Annotated in this window: 19 protein-coding genes; 14 read left to right on the top strand and 5 right to left on the bottom strand. The window is 61.6% G+C overall.

All coding sequences use genetic code 11. The features are described from left to right. Positions 1–6: 6 nt before the first annotated feature. Both AB1451_05370 and AB1451_05365 read left to right on the top strand, forming a co-directional pair. Positions 7–903: a hypothetical protein gene (locus tag AB1451_05370; protein ID MEW6682343.1), complete on the top strand. Its 897-nt coding sequence runs from the start codon at positions 7–9 to the stop codon at positions 901–903. Continuing rightward, a complete protein-coding gene (locus tag AB1451_05365) occupies positions 903–1,466 on the top strand; it encodes a hypothetical protein (GenBank protein ID MEW6682342.1) in 564 nt (187 codons plus the stop codon). Before AB1451_05370 ends, AB1451_05365 begins: the two co-directional genes overlap by 1 nt. A 29-nt stretch (positions 1,467–1,495) precedes the next feature. On the opposite strand, the gene AB1451_05360 is transcribed toward AB1451_05365, so the two are convergent. The 5 genes from AB1451_05360 to AB1451_05340 form a co-directional block, all read right to left on the bottom strand. Next, positions 1,496–1,963, bottom strand: a complete 468-nt coding sequence (locus tag AB1451_05360; GenBank protein MEW6682341.1) for a diguanylate cyclase — start codon at positions 1,961–1,963, stop codon at positions 1,496–1,498. A gap of 55 nt (positions 1,964–2,018) precedes the next feature. Next, the gene (locus tag AB1451_05355) at positions 2,019–3,443 is read right to left on the bottom strand and encodes a sigma-54 dependent transcriptional regulator (GenBank protein ID MEW6682340.1); all 1,425 of its coding nucleotides are present in this window, start codon (positions 3,441–3,443) and stop codon (positions 2,019–2,021) included. A gap of 206 nt (positions 3,444–3,649) precedes the next feature. Continuing rightward, positions 3,650–4,693: a GTP 3',8-cyclase MoaA gene (moaA, locus tag AB1451_05350; GenBank protein MEW6682339.1), complete on the bottom strand. Its 1,044-nt coding sequence runs from the start codon at positions 4,691–4,693 to the stop codon at positions 3,650–3,652. An 81-nt stretch (positions 4,694–4,774) separates the two neighbouring features. Beyond that, complete coding sequence (locus AB1451_05345) at positions 4,775–5,224, bottom strand: molybdenum cofactor biosynthesis protein MoaE (GenBank protein ID MEW6682338.1); 450 nt, start codon at positions 5,222–5,224, stop codon at positions 4,775–4,777. 18 nt (positions 5,225–5,242) lie between these two features. Beyond that, positions 5,243–5,497, bottom strand: coding sequence for a MoaD/ThiS family protein (locus tag AB1451_05340; protein ID MEW6682337.1), 255 nt, complete (start codon positions 5,495–5,497; stop codon positions 5,243–5,245). A gap of 434 nt (positions 5,498–5,931) precedes the next feature. Between AB1451_05340 and moaC the strand changes: the two genes are divergently transcribed. The 12 genes from moaC (at position 5,932) to AB1451_05280 (ending at position 18,353) form a co-directional block, all read left to right on the top strand. Continuing rightward, entirely contained in the window at positions 5,932–6,459 is a 528-nt protein-coding gene (gene moaC, locus AB1451_05335; GenBank protein MEW6682336.1) for a cyclic pyranopterin monophosphate synthase MoaC, read from the top strand. Positions 6,460–6,462: 3 nt separating this feature from the next. After that, on the top strand, positions 6,463–7,713 hold the full coding sequence (locus tag AB1451_05330) for an ATP-binding cassette domain-containing protein (GenBank protein MEW6682335.1): 1,251 nt from the start codon (positions 6,463–6,465) through the stop codon (positions 7,711–7,713). After that, positions 7,710–8,480, top strand: a complete 771-nt coding sequence (locus AB1451_05325; protein ID MEW6682334.1) for an ABC transporter permease — start codon at positions 7,710–7,712, stop codon at positions 8,478–8,480. Before AB1451_05330 ends, AB1451_05325 begins: the two co-directional genes overlap by 4 nt. 10 nt (positions 8,481–8,490) lie before the next feature. Beyond that, complete coding sequence (locus AB1451_05320) at positions 8,491–9,201, top strand: histidine phosphatase family protein (protein MEW6682333.1); 711 nt, start codon at positions 8,491–8,493, stop codon at positions 9,199–9,201. Positions 9,202–9,243: 42 nt separating this feature from the next. After that, complete coding sequence (locus AB1451_05315; protein MEW6682332.1) at positions 9,244–9,567, top strand: hypothetical protein; 324 nt, start codon at positions 9,244–9,246, stop codon at positions 9,565–9,567. A gap of 114 nt (positions 9,568–9,681) precedes the next feature. Further along, a complete protein-coding gene (locus AB1451_05310; GenBank protein MEW6682331.1) occupies positions 9,682–11,031 on the top strand; it encodes a hypothetical protein in 1,350 nt (449 codons plus the stop codon). A 14-nt stretch (positions 11,032–11,045) separates the two neighbouring features. After that, entirely contained in the window at positions 11,046–11,453 is a 408-nt protein-coding gene (locus AB1451_05305; protein ID MEW6682330.1) for a hypothetical protein, read from the top strand. A 55-nt stretch (positions 11,454–11,508) separates the two neighbouring features. Next, positions 11,509–12,567, top strand: coding sequence for a methyltransferase dimerization domain-containing protein (locus AB1451_05300; GenBank protein ID MEW6682329.1), 1,059 nt, complete (start codon positions 11,509–11,511; stop codon positions 12,565–12,567). Positions 12,568–12,603: 36 nt separating this feature from the next. After that, entirely contained in the window at positions 12,604–13,413 is an 810-nt protein-coding gene (locus AB1451_05295) for an outer membrane lipoprotein-sorting protein (GenBank protein ID MEW6682328.1), read from the top strand. A gap of 147 nt (positions 13,414–13,560) precedes the next feature. Beyond that, positions 13,561–16,017, top strand: a complete 2,457-nt coding sequence (locus tag AB1451_05290) for an MMPL family transporter (GenBank protein ID MEW6682327.1) — start codon at positions 13,561–13,563, stop codon at positions 16,015–16,017. A gap of 34 nt (positions 16,018–16,051) precedes the next feature. Then, positions 16,052–17,434 (top strand): hypothetical protein, encoded by a 1,383-nt coding sequence (locus AB1451_05285; GenBank protein ID MEW6682326.1) that lies wholly within the window; start codon positions 16,052–16,054, stop codon positions 17,432–17,434. A 181-nt stretch (positions 17,435–17,615) separates the two neighbouring features. Continuing rightward, entirely contained in the window at positions 17,616–18,353 is a 738-nt protein-coding gene (locus AB1451_05280; protein MEW6682325.1) for a hypothetical protein, read from the top strand. The last annotated feature ends 105 nt before the right edge of the window (positions 18,354–18,458 follow it).

The raw sequence follows: 18,458 nt of genomic DNA, 5'->3' as shown, positions 1-18,458 counted from the left end.
GGCTTCATGCAGCGGCGTCTCGAAGACGTCTCCCACTTCTTCTTCGATCAACGAGGTTCCCAATCAACTCCCAAGCCCTTGTCGCGGGCGGCTGAGCACGCCGAGCGCGGGCCGCGCATCATCCACCTCGCGAGTCTGGGAGATGAGTTCACCGCGGCGATCATCGTCGCGGGCCTCGCCGTCGGTGCGACCCGCCTGGGTCGGCGGGTGCTGGTGGCAGAGACCCACGAGCAGCCCTTTGGGATCACGTTTGGCTTCGGTGTCCCCAGACGAGGGGACGGCTCGCTTGTTGTCGAAGCCGCCTCCGGCCTCTGGGTCACGCCCGTTCCGTTACTCGGGGCCAAACGCCCGGGGGTGCTCGTTGATCCGCAGGCGTCGGCCCAATGGCGGACGCGGGCTACCCAGGTCGACGTGGTACTGGTGCACGTCAACTACCGCGACGGCAGCTTACGGACCCCCGGGATGCCCATCCCGGATGAATTCTTGGTCATAGCCGGCGACGGGGAGCCGGACGCGCCGCGTCACTCCTACCGCGCGATCAAACGGGCGGTGTCGTCGAATCCTTCGGTGGAATTGGGGCTCGTCGCGATTGGTGAGCAGGACCAAAGTTCGGGGCGGGCGCGCGACACGCTCGTCCGAGCCGTGGCGACGTTTCTGGGACGGCCGTGCCCTGTGGTGGGATCGGTCCCGCGCGTTTCGGCGTTGCCCCACGCATTTATTTCAGGCGGGGTGTTGCGCGACGGGGACGACATCGCTCATGCGGTGAGGACAATCGCGCGACGCTGGACGGCCCCTGATGCCCAATCCCGCCCGCTGGCGGTCACCAGCAGCAGGTACTCCGCGAGCGCCGTGCCCGCCGGAAGCGGCCGTGCGCAGGAGCGGCTCCGCGACGGGGCCGGGTAGTGTCCACCGTGCTTTCACCCTCCACGTTGCGACTCACCGGACCGCCTGCCGTCGGGGATCTGATGGGGCTGGCCGCCGCAGGCAACCCGTTCCTGTCACGAGAAGACATCGTGGGCCGCGACGTGGTGACCGACCGAATCGGACTGCTGGTTGCCGAGCGGGCTTCCGCGACGACGCTGCTGTACCTGTGGACGCGCCCGATCGACGACGTGTCGCCGTGGATGGCGCATGCCGCACAGTGGTTCGAGCGGTATCCGGATTGGCGAAGGGCCCATGAGCTGGCTGAGGCGGTGGCTCCGATCCGTGTGGTCCTCGCGGCCCCGGACATGAAACCGAGTGTACGGGGTGCGTTCCGCCTGGTCTCCTGTCCCGTGACATTGTCCCGGTACGTGTACGGCGAGCTCGGCGGCAGGGCGGTGTTGGGGTGGGAGACGGGCACCGAAACCACCGGGCAATCGCTTGCAGGGACCGTCGCCGCCGCGCCGCATGCCGAGGGACGCGGGGAGCTTCACGATCCAGGGGACCTCACGCCGGACGAGGTGGCGTTTTTCCTCAGGGGCTGACGCGGGCCGCTGGTCGCAGCGTCGCCTCGTCAGGACACGGGAATCGCGGTCTGGTTTCCGCCCTGTCGCCTCGCCATCGCCAACATTTCGTCGGCTCGCAGCAGGAGCGCGGCTGCATCGTTTCCGTGCGTGGGGAAGCACACCCCGCCAAGGCTGGCGGTCAACTGGATGGCCTGTTGTTCAGCGACGAAGGTGTGGTCAGCCACGCGGGTACGGATCCGCTCGCCGATCTGCAGTGCGTTGTGGATTTCGGTGTTGAGTAGGAGGATCGAGAGCGTTCGCTCCTCCGCCAATCCGATCACGTCGGTTTCGCGAATGGTTTCCCGCACGATGTCGGCGACCGCACAGACGACCGCGCGGGCAATCGGGTCGTCCTGGTCGATCCTCAGGTGACAGAGGGAAAAGAAATGGGAATAGCGAATTGCGCGACGGGTCTCCATTCCCAATAGGTAGTGGTACGTCTCTTGATCAACGGGTACTGTCGCCGCCCCAAACATGGTAGGTCCTCCCTGGTCTCACCATGTGATCCGTTCGCGCCGCCCACCGCCTGGACTATCCATCGTTGTTGAGATCGTATTTTTTGATCTTGTAGAGGAGAGCTTTATAGCTGATCTGCAAAAGTTCCGCGGCGCGTTTTCTGTTCCAGTGGGTCTGGTAAAGGATATTGCGAATCAGGTCCCGTTCCGCTTGACTGGCGGCCTCCTTGCCCACGCTCTTCAATGAATACGTCGACGTGGGCGACGCGCCGCCGCTTGAAGCGACCGGTGCGGGTTTTGCCGGTGGCGTCGGCGAGGGCAAGGGCACGTCTTCTTGCGGAGGCGGCTTGGCCAGCACCACGTCCTCGTTGTCGAGCACGACGATCCGTTTGACGATGTTCTCCAGTTCCCTCACGTTTCCGGGCCAATCGTATTCGTAAAAGCGTTGAAGGGTGCTCTCCGAGAGCCGCTGGTACGTCTTGTTGTATTGGTGGTTGAATTTTTCCAGAAAGTATTCCACAAGGTATGAAATTTCCTCTTTCCGTTCCCTCAACGGCGGGAGATGAACGGAAACGACGTTGATCCGATAGAAAAGGTCCTCCCGAAACGTGCCCTCGGCCACGGCCTTCTCCAGGTTTTTGTTGGTTGCGGCGAGCACGCGCGTGTCGACTTTGACGTCTGTTTCGCCTCCGACGCGGGAGAATTCCCCGTCTTGGAGGACCTGGAGGAGCTTGGCCTGCAGGCCCGGGCTGATCTCACCGATTTCATCGAGAAAAATCGTCCCGTGATTGGCGAATTCAAACTTCCCCGGTTTTCTCCTCAGAGCTCCCGTGAATGCGCCTTTTTCGTAGCCAAAGAGCTCGCTTTCGAGCAGACCCTCCGGGAGCGCTGCGCAGAGGACCTTGATGAACGGTTTATCCTTTCGGAGTGAACGAGCATACAAAGTTCGCGCCACCAGTTCTTTCCCGGTTCCGCTTTCTCCACGAATGAGCACCTTGATGTTCGTGGGAGCGACCTGGTTGATGATCATCATGATCTCTTTCATCTTGGGACTCAGGCCCAAAAGGTGCCCATAGTCGCTCTGATTCCGGAGATCGTCGTGGCCCAGCGAGCGCTCCAACGGGCTGGAGAGCCCCGTCGCCTCCATAATCCGTTGGCTCAGGGCCGTCAGGTCAAGTGGCTCGGCAAGAACCTTGAGTTTCGGCGAGACGGCGATGGAGTTCTGCAGGGGTATATGCTCGTGACCCAGTATGAGTATGATTGCCAAATCGGACTGAAGGCGATGAAGCGCGGTGAGGAGCTCGACCAAATTCGTCGGTTTTTTGACACTATGTACGATCGCCAGCAAGGGGCGGGTGTGGCGAACCTGTTGGATCAGGTCTAGTTCGTCCGACGCGCGGGTCAGCGCCAAGCTCAACGGACTCAACAGGCCCTGGATGACACCGACCAGTTCTTCGTCAGCCCAGATCGTGACATGTCCGTGATGGATCGGGTCTATCATCGAGGACTAGGTTGGATTTTCAGCAGAAACCGCGAAGGCGATTTTCTTCATATGGTATATATTGGGGATTTTTAGGCTGACAAGTATCACTTTTGGAACGTAGCAGAGGGGTGAGAGTGTTGTCAAGGAAAAATATTTCCTGATAAAGAAAGAGCCCCCGGATACCTGGTATCCGGGGGCTCTTCGACGAGAGGAAAGAGGAAAAGCTAGCCGCCGATATTGACCATGGCTTTCAGCATCTTCTCTTCCGAGAACTTGTCGAGATCATGGGCTTGCGGCTTGATGCCCAGGACCTGGTCGAACAACAGGTCCAAGTCCTCGTCACTGCAGTTGTTCCGAAGCGCGTCGAGAAAATCAACCTCGATTGCCGAGAACAGGCACGGTCGAATCTTGCCGTCAGCAGTCAAGCGCACGCGATTACACTTCTCGCAGAAGTGATTGTCGCTGATCGCGGTGATGAATCCCACGACCCCTTTGGCCCCATCAAGGTGGTAGTTCTTGGACGGGCCGTCGGATTCTTTCTCGGTGACCGGGAGCAATTCGCCGAGCTCCCGTGAAATCCGCTCCTTGATCTCAGCCACCGGAATGTACTTGCTCCTCCAGTCCTCGTAATCATTGACCGGCATGTACTCGATGAAGCGGATATCGTAGGGCTTGTCGATCGTCATCTTGGCGAAGTCCACGGCTTCCATATCATTGACGCCATTCTGAAGCACCACGTTGATCTTTAGGGGATTGAGGCCTACGCGCTCCGCCTCTTCGATGCCTTCCCACACTTTCCAAAACACGTGTCCCCGCGTGATTTCTTCGAACTTTTTCGGATCGAGCGAGTCGAGGCTGATGTTGACGCGTTGGAGGCCCGCGTCTTTCAAGCCTTGCGCGTACTTTTTCAGTAACACCGCGTTGGTGGTGAGGGCGATTTCACGGATACCCTCGATCGCGTTGATTCCTGCGACAAAGTCCACCACCCCGTCACGGACGAGCGGTTCGCCGCCCGTGATCCGGACCTTATAAAGACCGCGTTTGGCCGCGACTCGCACCAACCGGAAGATCTCGTCGTAGGTGAGCAGGCTGTTGCGGTCCATCCACTCGAATCCCCACGCCGGCATGCAGTACGTGCACCGTAGGTTGCAGCGATCCGTGATCGAGATCCGCATATAACTGATCTTGCGGTTGAAGTTGTCGCGCAAAATGGCAAACTCTTGCTCAGACTCGCTGACGGCTGCCTGCTGAAGCGCTTTCTCGATCATGGTCCCTCCCTTGCTCTATGGGACTGGAGGCCGCGGCGGCCTCGACAGTCAATCTACGTCGACAATACGCGCCGGTGTCGGTTAAGGATGTTCGACCACCCAGACCTCGCCTTGGGTGGTTTCTTCCCGCTTCCAGATCGGTGTAATCCGCTTCAATTCATCGATGCACCACTCGCAGGCGCGGAACGCGTCTTTGCGATGTTCCGCGGCGACGACGATCAGCACGATGTTTTCGCCGGTTTCGATGCGTCCGACCCGATGGATGATGCTTGCCTCGATGATGTCATAGTCCTGGAGGGCGCGTTCGCGGATTTCGTTCAGCCGCTTTTCCGCCATTCCCGGGTAGTATTCGAAATCGATCCGGTTGATGTCGCGTCCTTTGGAGAAATCCCGGGCGGTCCCCAGGAAGGTCACAATCCCTCCCACACGTTTGGACCGCTCTTTGATTCTGTTGACCTCGTCTTCGACCGAGAAGTCGTCTTCCTGAATTCGGACCCACTCCAGAGTCGAACCGGTTTCCTTAGGGACCATTCCGCACCTCACCTCGGGTTAGAGTTGTCCGCCGGCAAATGGGGGAAGGAACGCCACCTCGTCGCCGTCGGAAATGAGCGTTTCCTCTTGGGCGATTTCTTGGTTCACCGCAACCAACGTGCGTCCTTCTCGGAGCGTGACTCGAAGCGATGGAATCTCTTGTTCGAGCCGGTCGAGAAGCTCCTTCAGCGTGGTGTGGCCGTTCACGTCAACACGCATCGTGTCTTGCCCCACCAGCTTCTTGAGAACTGCGAAAAATCTGACTGTAATCACTCGCTACTCATTCTCGGGTCTGACAACGGTTAAGCAAGTCAGATGCCACTGCAAAAGGGACTTAAAAAACGTGGATATTAGCGAAATTCCGCAAAGTCAGGTCCGGTGAATGTACCACAGTCGAGAAAAAAGAGAAAAAGTATTCCGTGCTTTTCTATCGGGCACGGTCTGTTGCTGGGGTTTGACTCGTTGTTCGAGGACTGCTATAACCGACCCGCTGTTGCTCGACGTCACTGAATAAACCTCTTTGCCAATCGGTATACCCTGTAAACCGAGCTGGCACCGATTTATTCCTGATTGCGTTGAGCAAAACCACTGGACAGGCCGTACGAGTAGACTTTCGGGTATAAGTCTTGCTTCTTTTACGTTGACCCTGTTGCGAACGGGCGAGCCAAGAGCTGCAGGAACAAATCCTTTCACCCAAGAGAGGGCAGATGGCCGAGAATGACCTCACCCACTTCAACGCCGATGGTCGGGCGCGCATGGTGGACGTCAGCGAGAAAAACGAAACGGATCGAACCGCAGTGGCCGAGGGCACCGTATACATGCTGCCCGCCACCTTTGAGCGCATTCGCGCCGGACAGATCAAGAAGGGGGATGTCTTGGCGGTCGCGCAGGTCGCCGGAATCATGGGCGCCAAACGCACCCCCGACATTATCCCCATGTGCCACCCGCTGTTGTTGACCGGCGTGGACATTTCGTTCACCGAACATTCCGAACCGAACGCCAACGGACAGAGTGCGATCACCGTGACGGCATCCGTCAAAGTTCACGGGCAAACCGGCGTGGAGATGGAAGCGCTCACCGCAGTGTCCGTCGCGCTGCTGACAATCTACGACATGTGCAAGGCCATCGACAAGGGGATGACGTTCGGCGAGGTGGGTCTCCTCAAGAAGACCGGCGGGAAATCGGGTACGTTCATCGCGCCGTCCCGCGGCGAGCGCGCCCGCGCGGCCCGGTAACGCATGGCGTCCTCGATTATCCTGGCCAACCGCCTCTCAAAGGTCTATCCCGGGGGCAAGACCGCCCTGGCCGACATGGATCTCGCGGTCTCGGAGGGGGAGATCCTGGGGTTTCTGGGGCCGAATGGCGCGGGAAAGACCTCCACCATCAAGATTCTGACCACCCTGAGTCGGCCGTCCGGCGGGAGCGCCTCCGTGGCCGGGTTTGACGTGGTCCGAGAGGGCGCCGCGGTCCGCCGAGCGATCGGATATGTGGCGCAAGAAGCCGGTGTTGATTACTTTCTGACCGGACGCGAAAATCTGACGCTGCAGGGCCGCCTCTACCACCTCGATTCCAACACCATTGCCGACCGGACCAATGAACTGCTGGAGCTTTTTGATCTGAAATCCGTGGCCGACCAACTCGTGTCTTCGTACTCGGGCGGCACCAAACGGAAACTCGACATCGCGACCGCGCTCCTGCACCACCCACGCGTGTTGTTTCTCGATGAGCCGACGTTGGGGCTTGATCTGCAGTCCCGGCACGCGCTCTGGGAGTATATTCGCCGACTGAATACGTCCCACGGAATGACCATTTTTCTGACCACGCACTACTTGGAGGAAGCCGACAAGTTGTCGCACCGCGTCGCGATCGTCGACCAGGGGGGACTCAAGGTCGTGGGGTCTCCCGACACGCTCAAAGACGGAGTCGGTGGTGACGCGATCCGCCTGACCTTTGAGTCCGGGTCCCCGAGCCCTCCGGTGTGGCAAACCCTGAAGGCTCATCCCCTGGTCAAGGACGTGGTCGCCGAGGGAGAAAGTCTCCACGTGGTCGTCAAGGAAGGCCGTGAGGCGTTGCCCAAGCTGCTGCCGGCGCTGGATGCGGTCAACGCGGGGATCCGCTCGATCACGGTGTCGCGGCCCAGCCTCGACGACGTGTTCCTCAAGTACACCGGAAAGGCGTTTGCGGCGGAGGATTCGTCCAACGGAGCGGCGTGGTGGACCAAGTGGCAGCAGGGCGGCGGGTCGTGGGGCAAGCAGTGGGCGTCTTCGGAGTCCGAGACCGCCGAATCCGGGGGCGAGCGCGACGATCAGGCGCCGCAGACGTCGCACGCCGCGTCCGAGGCCCCGGGAGCCGCAGGATCGGCCCAGAATGGCCGGGATTCCGGCAAGGGTGACTGGAAACAATGGGCGGACAAGGGCCAGGCTGGAGGACAAGGGGTTTCGCCCGAGGGGTGGTCCCAGGAGTCCTGGAAGGACAAGGCGTTACCGTGACCGCCGCATTCGCCGACACGTGGTTTCTCTTCCTCAAGTATTCGCGCATCACCCTGCGGATGCCGATGTGGACGTTGTTCGGTCTCGTCCAGCCGCTGATCTGGCTGGTGATCTTCGGTCAGCTCTTCTCGCACTTTGCTCGGATGGCCGGGTTTCCCGCCACCAGCTATCTGGACTTCTTGGCGCCCGGTATCGTGGTGATGACCGTGTTGTTCGGTTCGTCGTGGTCGGGGGTGAATCTCTTGCGGGAAATTACCTTCGGGACGATCGAAAAGATGATGGTGACGGCGGTCAACCGACCGGCGATCGTCTTGAGCCGAGTGCTCCACAACGGGGTGTTGGTGGTTTTACAGGTCGCGATCGTGCTGGCGGTGGCGGCCGCGCTGGGCGCGAACATCGACATGAGCGGTCCCAGCCTGCTCGTGTTGCTGGCGACGGTGTTCGGCATGGGACTCGGTTTCGCGAGTCTGTCCAACGGGATTGCGCTCAAGTTGCGGCGCGAGGAACCCCTCGTGGTGGCGGGCAACATGATGACGCTCCCGTTGATGTTCTTTACTTCGGCGTTTATCCCCAAAGTGTTCATGCCGGGGTGGATCGCCGCGATCGCGTCGGTCAACCCGGTTCACTACAGCGTGGAGGCTGCGCGGACCTTGCTGACGGGACAACGCTGGGACGCTGATTTCGGGCTCGCGATCGGGGTCGTGGCGGCGTTTTGCGCGGCGTCGCTTGCGTGGTCCATGTGGCTCTTTATGCGCGAACGGGCGTAAGGCGAGGACGATGGCTCCGGTTTGGTCAACGACCCTTCGCCCCGACACCATGATCGGCCAGCCCCTGGAAAAATCCGACCGCGAACGCGCCACCATGCGCGATCGCAAAGCCCTCCGGGGGAGCGTGCTGTTTTGTCGTCACGGCGCCACGGATTATCACCCGGATCGGTTCTATGAAGAGGGAGAAGGGCCGTCGCTCAATGCGGATGGATTGGCGCAAGCCGAAGCGCTTGGCCGGTGGTTCGCGCGAGGGCCGATTCCGGTTGAAGCGGTCTACGTGAGTCCGACGTTCAGAACGCGCCAAACGGTCGCTCCGGTTGAGCGGGTCCTGGGTTTGCGGGCGACGCCGCTGCCTGAAGTGGCCGAACGCAGCATGGGGCGATGGAACGGGCGGTTGGTGGACGAGGTGAAACGCCAAGACCCGGAGGAGTGGAACCGTTGGAAGGCGGACCCGCTCGGATTTGCTCCGCCGGATGGCGAATCGCTCGCCGTGTTCGGGCGTCGCGTCGACACGGCGCTGAATGACCTGATGAGCCGCCACGCCGGCGGAGGCGTTGTGATCGTCACACACGTCGGGACGATTCGCGCCGCGTTGTGTGCCGCGCTCGGGTGTCCGCTGGAGCAGGGCAAGCGGTTCGTCATCGAACCCGGCAGCGTCACGCGGGTGGATTACACGACCAGTTGGCCGAACTTGGTGTTCATGGGCATTCAACCAACGTAACGCGGGAAGACCCGCGGAGCATTCACACGAGGAGGTGTCACCATGTGTAACACGCACAGCAATGGTCATGCGCACGGAGTTCGCAGCGATTTGGACAAAGCCGCCGCCGATCTCCGTGACGATTTGGTCGAGGAACTCAAGCTCATCAACAAGTACGAGGCGCAAATCCCGGTGATCGCCAGCGAGGATTTCCCCGGCGTAGACGATGTGGTGCACGTGTTGGGGCATATCCGTGACGAGCATAAACACGCGGTGGCGACCTTGGTGGAGTTCCTCTCCAAGATGGATGCCGGGCAGAAGGCTGCCGCGGGCCACGGTCACGAAGAAGAACACGCGCACGGGTCCGACCACGGGCATCACCACTGACGGGACTCGCCGCGCGGCGGCCACCCAGAAAAGCATCGGCAGGTCCGGAGGGGCGTTCACGCGAACGCCCCTCCGTGCGACGGACGGGAGATTGGCAAGGAGGCGGGCACACGCATGGTTGACCGATTGTATTGGGGATGGTGGATGGTGGTGGCGCTGGTGATCGCCGAGGGTGCCTTGCGCGAGGCGGGGGCCGTTCCCGCGTTCACCAGGAAGTTCGATATGGACTGCAGTTACTGCCACAGCGTTCCTCCGGCATTGAACGACTTTGGCGAAGCCTTTCGCGCTCACGGGTACCGCATGGCGGGCCTGGAGGAACGCCTCCCGGAAGAACTCCGCGATCAGGTGCGGAAAGAGGAGCCTGAGGATCTCCCACCGTCGTATTGGCCGCTGAGCGCCCGGGTGGTGGCGGGGTACGGGTATACCTCGCAGGACCACCAAGACACTGACCGAGGGGAGGCGAAGATTCAGACCCGGACCTCAGGGATCGAGCGGTTCGACCTCATGATGGGTGGCCTGCTAACCGAGACGGTGAATTTCTACGTGAAGTATCTCCCCGCCGTGACGAACGTGGCGTTGGGGCCGGCGGAGGGGCAGGACGGGGAGCTGGAATCCGCCTGGATACGGTTCAACGATCTGTCGCCGGGGGGCGTCCCGCTCAATGTCAAGCTGGGAGAGTTCGAACTCGACGTGCCTCTGTCCAGTGCCCGACGGCTCTCATTGTCAGACTATCCGATCTACCGATATTTCCCGGAAGGCAGCTCGGCCGCCGACGATCCCGAGACAACGCTGGACTGGAGCGCCAGCCAGTTGGGCGCGGAAGCGTCCGGACAGGCCCCTTGGGGGCTGGCGTATTCGCTGGCCCTGATCAACGGGACCAACGGAAACGCCGACAGCAACAAGGCCTTCGACTTCTACCTGCGGGTCGCCAAACCCTTGAACGAGCACCGGGTCGGTCTGTTTACCTACCTGGGCACGGCTTCGACCGATTTTCAGTTCACGCCGGCCGGTGACCCGATCGAAGGCACGGGGCTGGCGAATCAGACCTTCTACCGGATGGGCGCGGACGGTCAGTGGCTCGCGGCGCCGCCCCTCAGACTCTTCGCGCTCGCGCTCTACGGGAGCGACAGCTCCGGGCTGTTCAACGGGAGCGATCCTCAGACCGCCACGTTTATCGGGGGATTCTTGGAGGCGCGGTACGATCTCTTGCAGGATTGGAGCACCATGCTCGTCTTTCGCTACGATATCATCCGAAATTTGGATCAGGGGGACGCGACGACCGACCAGAAGACGGGCGACCTCGACGGAACGACCGTCGCGGCGCGATACCGCATGTTTGAGACCAGCCGCTTGGCGCTCCTCTTTCACGGAGAATACAGCCACGTCAAGACCAAACTGACCAGTGTGGACGGAAACGACCAGACCGAGAACCGACTGACCCTGGCGTTCGATCTGATGCTGTAGCATATGGAGACCGGATGATGAAGTTCTCGCGATCGAGTATACTGTGCGCTATTGTCGCGGGGGCGTGGGTGACCGCGACCGCCGTGGCGGACGACGTGTCCCTGACGATCCTGAGCCCGACGGACGGTGCCGTCATCGAGACGTCAAGTATCCCGATCGAGACGCGGTTCGTGCGAGGAACGGTGGGCGATCATCTGCACATCTATGTCGACGGGAAGTTCGCGAAGACCACCAAACGGCAAACTATGACGCTGTGGGATGTGCGAGACGGGGAACGCACCATCGAAGTGCGGGCCGCGAGCCGGGAGAAGGACGAGAAGGGGGTTGAGCACAAAGAACTGGGCGTCAATGCCAGTGTCAAGGTGTTGGTCAGGACCAAAGAGGCGAAACAGGCGCCGGCCGCCTCCGGGATGATCCGGTAGGACCGGGCGCGCCGAACGCTGGCTTGATTCGCTGCTTCGTGATTGAGGAGGCGTGATGGCGAACACGAGAAAGAAGAAACCGGCTCGTCGGCAAGGCCCGGCGCGCAAGCACCAGCTAACGAAAGCGCTCGATCCGATGACGGTCGCTCGCGTGAGTTCCGCGTACTGGCACTCCAAAGTGCTCCACGTGGCGAACCGTCTGGACGTGTTTAACCGCCTGGCGGGCAAGGCCTTGTCCGCGGGTGAACTCGCCCGTGAGACCGGGGCGGACGAGCGAGGGTTGGACATCCTCTTGATCGCCGCGACTTCGTTGGGATTCCTGGAACGCCTGAGTGGGCGATACCGCAACAGCCCGCTCGCGAATACGTTTCTGGTCAAGACCAGTCCGCGGTACCAAGGCGGGATCGTCTCGATGTTCGAGAGTTGGTATCCGACGTGGGATAAGCTGTACGACGCGGTGGTCACCGGTAAGCCGCCGGTTCAGAAGCCGCACGACCAGGGAGAAGAGGCGACGCGCACCTACATCTACGGGATGCACTATCGCGGGGTGGCGCAGGCGCAACTCCTGGCGAAGAAAATTTCTCTCAAAGGCCGCTCGCACTTGGTGGATATTGCGGGTGGGCCCGGGACGTTCTCCATCATGTTCTGCAAACAGAACAAAGGATTGTCAGCCACCGTGATCGACCAGCCGCAAACGTTGGCGGTGACGAGGGAGATCATCACATCGCACGAGATGACCGGCCGCGTCCACACCAAGCCCGGCGACTACCTCAACGAGGCGTTCGGCAGCGGATATGACGCGGCATTGCTGTCGTCGATGCTCAATCAGGAATCACCCGCGGTGGTGCAAGACATCTTCCGGAAGACCCATCAGGCGCTTGCACCCGGGGGGCTCGTGATCGTGCAGGATCAAATGCTCAACGACAACAAGTCCGGCCCGGTGTTGTCGGCGATGATCGGAGTCAATCAACTACTTCATACACCCGGGGGATCCGCCCACTCGGGCCAGGAAGTCGCCGAGTGGATGGTCGCGGTAGGGTTCAGCAAGATCAGACGAGTTGCGATGCCCGCCCCGAGTCCATTCACGGTGCTCACGGGGGTGAAACCGTCGTAAGGTCCGGTTGTCCACACCACACTTGAGGGATAGGGGATGAGACGAGTCAGTCTGCGCGCTGGGTTCATGGCGCTCGGGGTGATCGCCGTCGTGTGTGCCACGGCCATCGCCGCCGAGCCCGAACTGACGGGTCTTGACGTGATGAAAAAGACCCGAGAGCTGTACTTGGCGAACGACCAGTTGTCCACGGTCACGTTGCGCAAGATCGACAAGCGGGGCGACGAGCAAAAGATCGTGACCAAACGCTACTGGAAGGCCTATGGCGGCAAGGACGGGTTCGAGAGCAAAACCCTGTTCGTCACGGAGTTCCCGCCGGATCAGCGCGGCGTCGGATTTCTGATCTGGGATTACCACAAGGCCGGTCAGGCCGACGACTTGCGCCTCTACCTGCCGAGTTTGAAGCAAGTCCGGCGCATGACGACCCGCGAGCAGGACGACGCGTTCATGGGGTCCGACCTGACGTTCGCGGACCTCGGACAGCGCGAGCTCGATGAAGACACCCACACGCTCTTGAGGACCGAGCGGTGCGGGGCGACGCCGTGTTACGTGGTCCAGAGCGTTCCCAAGGACCAGGAAAGCCTGTACGGCAAGAAACTCACGTGGGTCCCTGTCACGGACTTTACCCCGCTGCGCATCGACTACTACGACCGAAAAGGCGATCTGCTCAAAACGCAGGCGATTGAATGGCAGCGTCCCAACAACGTCTGGGCGTGGAAACGCGCCGAGGTCAAAAACGTCCAAACCTCACACAAAACTCTGTTCGAGATCAGCGATCTGCGAAACAACGTGGGGCTGAGCGACGACGAGTTTAGTGAGCGTATTCTCAAGACTGGTCCCCGTCGGTAGCGCCAGTTTTCCCCGCAGATCGCCCACGGCCGACAGGCCAGGAAAGATCCGGGCCGTGGGCGCCCGCTGTCGGCCGTCAACCGCACGCGATGATCCGTCCTCGCCGGGGAATGCCGGGGGGTATCCCGCGGTCTGGATGATGGGTCCATGAGACGAGCGATCGAATTCGTCGTCCGCCACCCCTGGTGGGTGCTGCTGGCAACGGCCGTCTTCACGTCGGTCCTGGCCGTTCAGATGCTGAAGGTGCGAATGGTCATCGATCCGAAGACCATCTTGCCCCAGCAGCACCCGTACGTCCAACTCAACAACGTGATCGAAGAGGTGTTCGGCGGAAGCCGCGTGGTGGTGGTGGGCGTCGTGCCCAAGCAGGGCGACGTCTTCACGCCGCAGCATCTGGCGACGATCAAGGCCCTCACCGAAGAAGTCAAAACGATTCCCGGCATCAAGGAGGAAAACGTCGTCAGCCTCGCGGACCGGAAGGTCAAATTCGTGACCGCCGACGGGGAATCGATCAAAGTCGAACGTCTCATGCCCGAGGTGCCGCAGACGGCCGAAGAGGCGGAGGCGTTTCGCCGTCGGGTGATGTCCAATGATTTATACGTCAACAGCCTGGTTTCGGCCGACGGGCGCGCCGCCGCGATCATCACGGACTTTCGCGAGTGGGTGCCCACCTGGAAGGAGAACCAGCAGGCGTCGGCTTCGCCGCAGGATTGGCCCAAGAATCCGGAAGACTGGGCGAGCGAGTCATGGTTCGGGGGAAGCCGCGGCGCCATCCATACCGCGTATGGGTTTCGCATCGGGGACGAGGAGATTCGCCGGGCGCTCCAGGAGGTGACCGCTCGCGTCGCGGGCGACGATGTGGACATCCATCTCGGGGGGTTGCCGGTGGCGCTGTCCTACCTGGAAGCGGATTCGAAACGCATCGTCTACCTCTTTCCGCTCTCGTTGGTGGTCATGATGGTCGTCCTCTACTGGGCGTTCCGCAGCCTGCAGGGGATGGTGCTGCCGCTGGTCACCGCCTTGATCTCGGTGGTATGGGCGCTCGGCCTCATGGGGACGTTTCGCATCCCGATGGATCCGTTCAACACCATGACGCCGATCCTGATCATGGCGATCGCCGCGGGGCACGCGATCCAGATCTTGAAACGGTACTACGAGGAACTCGCCGCGGGACGTGACAACCGTGCGGCGGTGGTGGAGGCGACCACCAAGATGGCGCCGGTGATGATCACCGCCGGGTTGGTCGCGGCGGCGAGCTTTGCCTCGTTGGTAACGTTCCATCTCAAGACGTTCCGCGCGTTCGGTCTCCTCACCGCGTTTGGCATCATCAGCGCGTTGGTGCTGGAACTCACCTTCATTCCCGCGCTGCGCTCGCTGATGCGCGCTCCGTCCGCCACCAAGGCCGCTCGCGACGGGCTGGACCGGCTGTTGGGCGGCCTGGCGGCCCTGGTGACGGGCGCCCGACGCGGATGGGTGGCCGTCGGCGTGCTGGTGGTGGCGGTGGTCGGGGCGGTGGGGGCGTCGCGGGTGGTGGTCAACAACAGCCTCAAGGAACAGTTTTTCGAATCGACCGCGCTGCGGATCGATGAACGGGCACTGAACACCCACTTCGGGGGGACCTCGACGTTTTACGTCATGGTCGAGGGCCGTCAGCCCGATGTCCTCAAACAGCCGGAGGTCGTGGCCGCCATCGGGGATCTGGAGAAACGCATCGCCCAAGTGCCGGGCGTCGGCAAGACCGAATCGTTCGTGGACTATCTGCGCAAGATGAACCGGACGTTCCACGGCGATCAGGAGGAATTCGACCGGATTCCCACGACCGAAGGAGAGGTGTCCAACTTCTTGTTCCTGTACTCCATTTCCGGCAATCCCGCGGATTTTGCGAGACTCATCGACTACCGCTATCGCCGGGCCGTGATCTGGGCCTTCCTCAAGAGCGATTCCACGGCGCTGGCCGAGCAACTCATCGCCGTGGTGGACTCCCAGCGTACGGCGTTCGATCGGTTGGGGGTCACGGTGGGAGTCGCGGGGAGTTCCCCGGTCACGGTGGCGCTCAACCGCACCATGGTGGACGGGAAGTTGCGCAACATCGTGCAGATCGGGGCGATCATCTTCGTGGCATCCGCCGTGGTGCTGCGTTCGGCGGTGGGCGCCTGTTTGGTCCTGCTGCCCTTGGGGCTCGCGGTGTTGATCAACTTCGCCGTCATGGGCTTCGGCGGCGTGACGCTCGGCATCGGCACCGCGGCGATTTCCGCGATGGCGGTCGGCATGGGCGCGGACTACGCCATCTACTTTCTCTTTCGGTTGCGGGAGGAGTACCGCTCGGCGGGCGGGTTCGGCGACCTGTCCTTGGACGGGGCGCTGCGTTCCGCGATTACGACGTCGGGCAAGGCGATCTGCTACGTGGCGGTGGCGATCTCCGCAGGGTATCTAACGCTGCCGTTTTCCGGCTACTACTTGCACATGGAAGGCGTCCTCGTGCCCATCGCCATGGCCACGAGCGCATTGGGCGCCTTGATCATTCTTCCGCTGCTGATCGCGGGGCTCCAGCCCGGCTTCATCGTCGGGTCGCGCGTCGGCAAACCGCTTGTGGCTCAAGGTTGACGGGCCCGTTCTGAGGGGCCTCCGGGTCCGGTTGATGAGCCACGTACGGCGCACGCGGACGGGTCGGTCCCTGCTGGCCGCGGCGATCGCGGTCTGCGTGGGGTGCATGGCACCTGTGGCAACCGCCCAAGACGTACCGCCTCCTCCTGCGGAAGAAGCGGGCGACATCATGAGCGAGGAACCGCAGCTCTCACCCGAGGACATCGTGGAACCAACCGACAACGCGCCGCCGGAGGGCGAGACCGTCTCCCCCACGGAGAGCGAGACCATGGCCCCCCCGGAGGGCGAGACTATCGCCCCCCCATCCCCATCGGAGAGCAGCGAGCCTGCCCCCTCAGAGCCTGTGGCGCCGGCGCAAACCGAGGAACCCCCGTTGTCTGGGGAGGCCCCGAGCCAGGTTGAACCGGCACCGGTGCAACCAATGATCCCGTTGGCGGCGCCTGATGCAGCGCCTCCAGCCGGCCCGACCGGCGACAGTACCCAGGCTGCGCAGCCCGTGGCGCCGCCTCCGCCGTCAGGGCCGCCCCCGGTTGCGCCGTCCGCCACGCCCTGGTCGTTCGCCCTTACCGCCGGGTACTACTACCCGAGGCTCGGAACCTTGAATCGCGTCCTGCAGGACACGAGTATCACGTTCATGCAGGACCCGAATTTTCTGCTCCCGCGCAACACGGAGTTTCCCTTCGAACAACGGAACCTGGCGGTTGAGGGGATTGAGGGCGGTCCGGTCTACGGGGTGGACACGTTTTACAACACCGGCGGCCCCCACTCGTTCGGGCTGTCGTTCTCCAGTTGGCGCGGTGAAACCATCGCGCAAGACACGATCAGCGTGTTGCTCCGCTCCAATATCGAGCCGGTTCCCGCCCCGCGGAGCGCGCGGTACAACCTCATTCTTGACCAGATCTTTCTCGAGTGGCGGTACCACCTGTTTCGCACGCCCGAGGGGAAGGGCCTCTATGTCAACGCCGGCCTGGTGGGAATCACGGTCGCGTACTTTACCATGGATGCGCTCGTCAACGTGATTGACCCCAATGATCAGGTACATTTCGCGTCCATCAGCTCGGACGAATCATTCGGATGGGGCTACACCACGCGGTTCGGCATTGGCGGGGACTACCCACTCACCTCGTGGCTGTCCATCGGGGGGCGAGCCAACTACGTTCTGGGAAACATCCGCGAAATGGAGGTGACGCGGCATTTCTCGGCCGGCTTCCCGCAATTCCCGGTCCCGAATCCGCTGCAGATTCGTCCTGGCGTTCCCTTGCCCCAGCTCTTCTTCACGCCGCGCGAGGGTACGACGGTCTCATACGCCACGGTGACCACGACCGGAGACATCCAAGAAGAGGCGGGAACTCAGAGGGCATTGACCCTTGAACTGTCTGGCTGGGAGGGGCTGATAGAGCTCGCCGTGCACTTTTGAGGGGGAAAAGATTTTCTCATCTTCGCCCCCAGAACGGGTTTTCTGGTCCTGTGGACGCCTCCATGAGCGGCCACTCAGATCCGAAACAGGTCATTTCCTGTGGAATTCTCGGAGGATTCGCCGTGAAATATGCTGGCCTATTCATTGCAAATGAATCTCACCCGGCGCGGTTGCCGATCCTATGAACAGGTTCAGGGAATCTACCGTTGCGGGGCTGATCAGCCTCGTCGGCGTCACGATGTTCGGGACGGTGCCCAATTCCTACGGTCAGCAAATCATCACCTTGAATTTGAGCAATCAAGCGAACGCCAATATGGCCACGTTGCGGGGATTCGACCCCACGATCATCACGGGGCCGTCCGATCCGTTTCCGGACACCTCCAACCCGTTTGCGCCGAACCCGTTCGGCGATTGCTCGAGCAGCCAGTTCGGGTGCGGGGTCCCGTCCGGCAGCAGCGCGGAGGAGATCCTTCAGAACTGCGACACGGGCGGAGCCACGAGCCCGCCGTTTTCCGTGACGTCCTGCACGCCCCTGACCTTGTCGCGGGTCAACGAGCTGGGCGTCGCGTTCCAGAGCTTGGAAAATGGGTTGTTGTCTCGACTGAGTACTGAGACCACCGCGTGCCAGGCCATCGGTCCCTCCAGCCTCGCGAATCGCTGCACCGAGATCGAGTACCGTTTTTCGCAGAACGTGGCGGAAAAAGGCCAAGCCTTCGATATGAGCTTCAGCGTCCGCTCGCTGACCGACGCGGACGGGAATCCGATCGGGAGCCAGGGGACGTATAGCCAGACGTTGGTGGAAGACGGGGTGACGTCCACGTGCGGGGGGACCTTTTCATTCGACGGAAACACCGCGGATGCGAACGGCGACGGCCGTCCGGACGGGCTGACGTTAAACGGTCCCGCGCACCAGTGCTAGAAAGGCAAACACGTTCAAGCGTTCAACAAAGGCAAACAGGTTCAATGGTTCAAGAAGTGCTTGAACATTTGAACCCCCTGAACTCTTGAACGTGTTTTCAAAAAA

It is taken from the genome of Nitrospirota bacterium, from assembly GCA_040757335.1.
Lineage (GTDB): Bacteria > Nitrospirota > Nitrospiria > 2-01-FULL-66-17 > 2-01-FULL-66-17 > JBFLXB01.
This window is presented reverse-complemented; position numbering and strand designations above follow the sequence as displayed.